Source organism: Nostoc cf. edaphicum LEGE 07299 (genome assembly GCF_015207245.1).
Classification (GTDB): Bacteria; Cyanobacteriota; Cyanobacteriia; order Cyanobacteriales; family Nostocaceae; genus Nostoc; species Nostoc edaphicum_B.
Genome location: NZ_JADEXF010000735.1, coordinates 1 through 3,301 on the forward strand (window position 1 = coordinate 1; position 3,301 = coordinate 3,301).

At 42.7% G+C, this 3,301-nt stretch carries 3 protein-coding genes; 1 reads left to right on the forward strand and 2 read right to left on the reverse strand.

Going from position 1 to position 3,301, the window contains the following annotated elements:
* Window positions 1-471, forward strand: a 471-nt coding sequence (locus IQ229_RS19800; RefSeq protein ID WP_194046666.1) for a Uma2 family endonuclease, incomplete at its 5' end; no start/stop codon positions are given.
* Window positions 472-491: 20 nt separating this feature from the next.
* Here the strand turns inward: IQ229_RS19800 and IQ229_RS19805 are convergent.
* Window positions 492-1,844, reverse strand: coding sequence for a pentapeptide repeat-containing protein (locus IQ229_RS19805; RefSeq protein ID WP_194046668.1), 1,353 nt, complete (start codon window positions 1,842-1,844; stop codon window positions 492-494).
* 454 nt (window positions 1,845-2,298) lie between these two features.
* Entirely contained in the window at window positions 2,299-2,871 is a 573-nt protein-coding gene (locus tag IQ229_RS19810) for a hypothetical protein (protein WP_194046670.1), read from the reverse strand.
* Between the last annotated feature and the right edge of the window lie 430 nt (window positions 2,872-3,301).

Consider the following 3,301-nt stretch of genomic DNA (forward strand, 5'->3'; position numbering starts at 1 on the left):
ATAGCCCATAAGCTAACTGTCGAGTTTGATCGCATGAATCTTCCCTACACTATACCCAAAACTTCATTTATCCAAACTCCTTCTGCCGAATCTGCTTATTCGCCTGATGTGTTGCTGCTAAATCTTGATAATCTTGACAATGAACCGCTTTTTCAAAAACAGTCAACAGTAAGCCAAGCCGCATCAGTTCCAATAGTTATTGAAGTTGTTTCAAGCAACTGGCGAGATGATTACTACAATAAGCTTGGGGATTATGAAGAAATGGGCATTCCCGAATATTGGATTGCTGATTATGCTGCATTGGGTGCGAGAAAGTTCATCGGTAATCCCAAACAACCGACTATTTTTGTATGCGAATTAGTTGATGGTGAATATCAAATGACACCTTTTCAAGGCAATACAGCGATTTCATCACCTACTTTTCCCCAATTAAATTTAACTGCACAACAGATTTTTAACGCGGCTAACTAATTTTTTATCTAGTCTTATAACTATCTTCCCAACTTATTAGGAATACCTTCACAACCACCAGGAATAGTAGCTCTAGTTTTTTCACCACCCCAAGCACAACAGTAGCAACGTGCAGACTCAGACATCCGTTGCACATTACTGAAATCGGCATTTTCCACTACAGCGCCGGTTTGTTCGCCGGTTTCATAATCTGGGGGTTCAGTCCGACTGCGGGGTGATGCTTTATCCACTACACCGTAGAATAGGCGAATGCCGTTAATGTCGGCATCGCTAAGATTAGCACTATATAAAATAGTGCGGGAGAGGTTGGCTTTTACTAAATCACAACCGCTCAGATTAGCGCGGACAAGATTAGCTTCGCTCAGATCAGTCCAACGTAAATCAGTACCAGAAAGGTCTGCTGCGGCTAACATGACGCCTAAATCAATGACGCGCACACCTTCTAGGCGGTCTTCTGCATATCCGCCACTTCCGTTGAAAATGGCTCGACCTAATCGACCATCGCGTTTTAGAGGTGACAATAACTTAGAACGTGAGAGAAAACGGAGAATTTTCGCTTTACCACTGCTATCAACACTACTCAAAATTGCCGCCGTGCGTCCTTCAGCGATCGCTCTTTCTTGAGGCCAATCTTCTAATAGCCCTTCTTCATCTAACACCAAGTCTGAAACGCCTTGGAAATAGGAATCAATTGTCTGTTGCTGGGTGATAATATTTTGCTGAATCGTCAGCATATTTTGCTGAATTGTCAAGTCTTTGGAAATAACATATTGCCGCCAAGCTACATAAACGGCAATGATGGCGATGAGAATTTGTCCCAAAGCGCCAAACCATTCTGCTAGGCTACCAGCAATATCCCAGTTAATTTTGCGCCCTAAAGCAAGTAAGCGATCGCTCACACCTGTGAACCTAATCAAGCCGATGATGGCTACTAGTAATCCCAAAAAAGCCACAAACAGAGTGCGTTCTTGGGGTGAAAACCACTCGTTTAAAACTTCTTGGAACCAAGGCAATAATATGGCTAAGGATAACAGCAAAGTTATCAGCGTTCCGATAATGCCAACGATCCAGTTATTGAGGATAATTCCGATGAATGTGATGGCGATCGCTATTAAAATAATCAGCAATGCCCTCGGCTTAACTGTGGATTGCTTCGTAATGGGTTGCTTGAAGTCAGAACGGGCTTGTTGTAAAGCAGTTGTATGTTGTGGAGATTGCAAAGAAGCGATCGCCGCTAGTGCTTGTTGTGCCGCTAGTGCTTCTGAGCTTAGGTTCTTCTCATTTGTACTCCCGTCAAAGTCATCCGGCTGCAAATCATTTTCGGGGTCTGCTTCTGGGGTTGGTAGATTAGAGGAATTGGATTCAATCGTCATGTTTTCTATTTTGCCCCAGTAGATTCAGAACAACATCTGTTTTATCAGAAATTGCACTAAACCAAAGACCTGTATTCCATGCGACTGAGAAATGCTATCTGCTCCAAGGATTTTTTAGCTTTCGTCACAGAGGTAGCTTTGCAATGCGATCAACCCAACTTTGACCTCTCTCCAAACCTCTCTCCTAAAAGGAGAGAGGCTTTGAATCTTACTCCCCTTCCCTTGCAGGGAAGGGGCTGGGGGTTAGGTCTGTATTCGACTCAACCCAGAAGCGCTATAGCTTGTGCCAGCAAGTTACCACAATTAAGAATTTTGATGAACATGATGTGCGACTTATTCTTGGAACCCCGCTTCCATTCTTCTGCCCCACAGTCCGAGAGGCTTTGATTTTTGCTCCGCTTACCTAGTAGATAAGGGGTTGGGGGTTAGGTTTGAGAGAAAGTCGCATATCGCGTTATCTATTACTTTTTAGCAGACTACTCTCAGGAAGTTGAGCTAATCTCTTTTGTTCAAAGTTCAAAATATTATTGGTGGATGCTTCTTTGCGTGCGCGACAGTACACTGGAAGGTTACCTCCAAAGCACCCGTTACTACCGTAGACATCCGTTAGAATTGCATTGTCCTGAGTTAATCGCCAGTATCTGTGACGCCACTCTCCAGAAGGACATGTGGCTGTGCCATCATCAGAGGCATATGTTCCTCTATAAAAAATAAAGCCTCCATAACTCATGCCCACCGGTGGATTATCAGATAGAACCATAAACGGTTGCTTGTTATAGATCCTTGCTCCCACATTCCACTGACTGCAAACAACTGGTAATGGCTCAGTTGTGTTATAAGAAATTGCATATTCATACCTAGCACTTGGATAGCTTGGAATCTGACAAGTGTTTACCTCGATCTGGCTTAGATATGCACATTGAATCCAATCACTTGCATAGGCTGGCGAAACCACAAAGATACTTATAAAAACTGAAACGAGTTTACAAAAGTTTTGAGTTTTTGTTTTCACTTTCTTGTTAATCATAAATGTTGTGATGTATTGTAAATATGTCTTCTTAAAAAGGGCAGCGACATAGCCTACAGCTACTGCTCGGAAGATACTGAGTTTTGTTGTACAAAAAGTACAATACCAAAGGGAAATTACAAAAGCATCAATTTATACAAAACTTAATTTATTAGTACTACTCATTATCCCAAAGAAAAATGCTGAAGGTGATTTGAGGGAACTGCTAGAGAATAGTAAGCTAATCGTCATTCCTTTTTCCAAACTGATTCGCTTGTAGTAAGGGCTACCCTACGGGAACGCTTTGCCAACAGCCCTGGTTTTATGCAACTTAAATGCTCATTAGCTTACTAGTGAACCTACACTAGACCTCTTGCATAAATCAAAAATAAGAATCCCACCCCGCCAAAGCTATGCTTTGTCTCCCCTCCCCGCTTGCGGGGAGGGGTTG

Excerpts from the sequence above, each read along its gene's own strand:
- IQ229_RS19805 (WP_194046668.1), bottom strand. The coding sequence starts at position 1,844 with ATGACGATTGAATCCAATTCCTCTAATCTACCAACCCCAGAAGCAGAC.
- IQ229_RS19810 (WP_194046670.1), bottom strand. The coding sequence starts at position 2,871 with ATGATTAACAAGAAAGTGAAAACAAAAACTCAAAACTTTTGTAAACTC.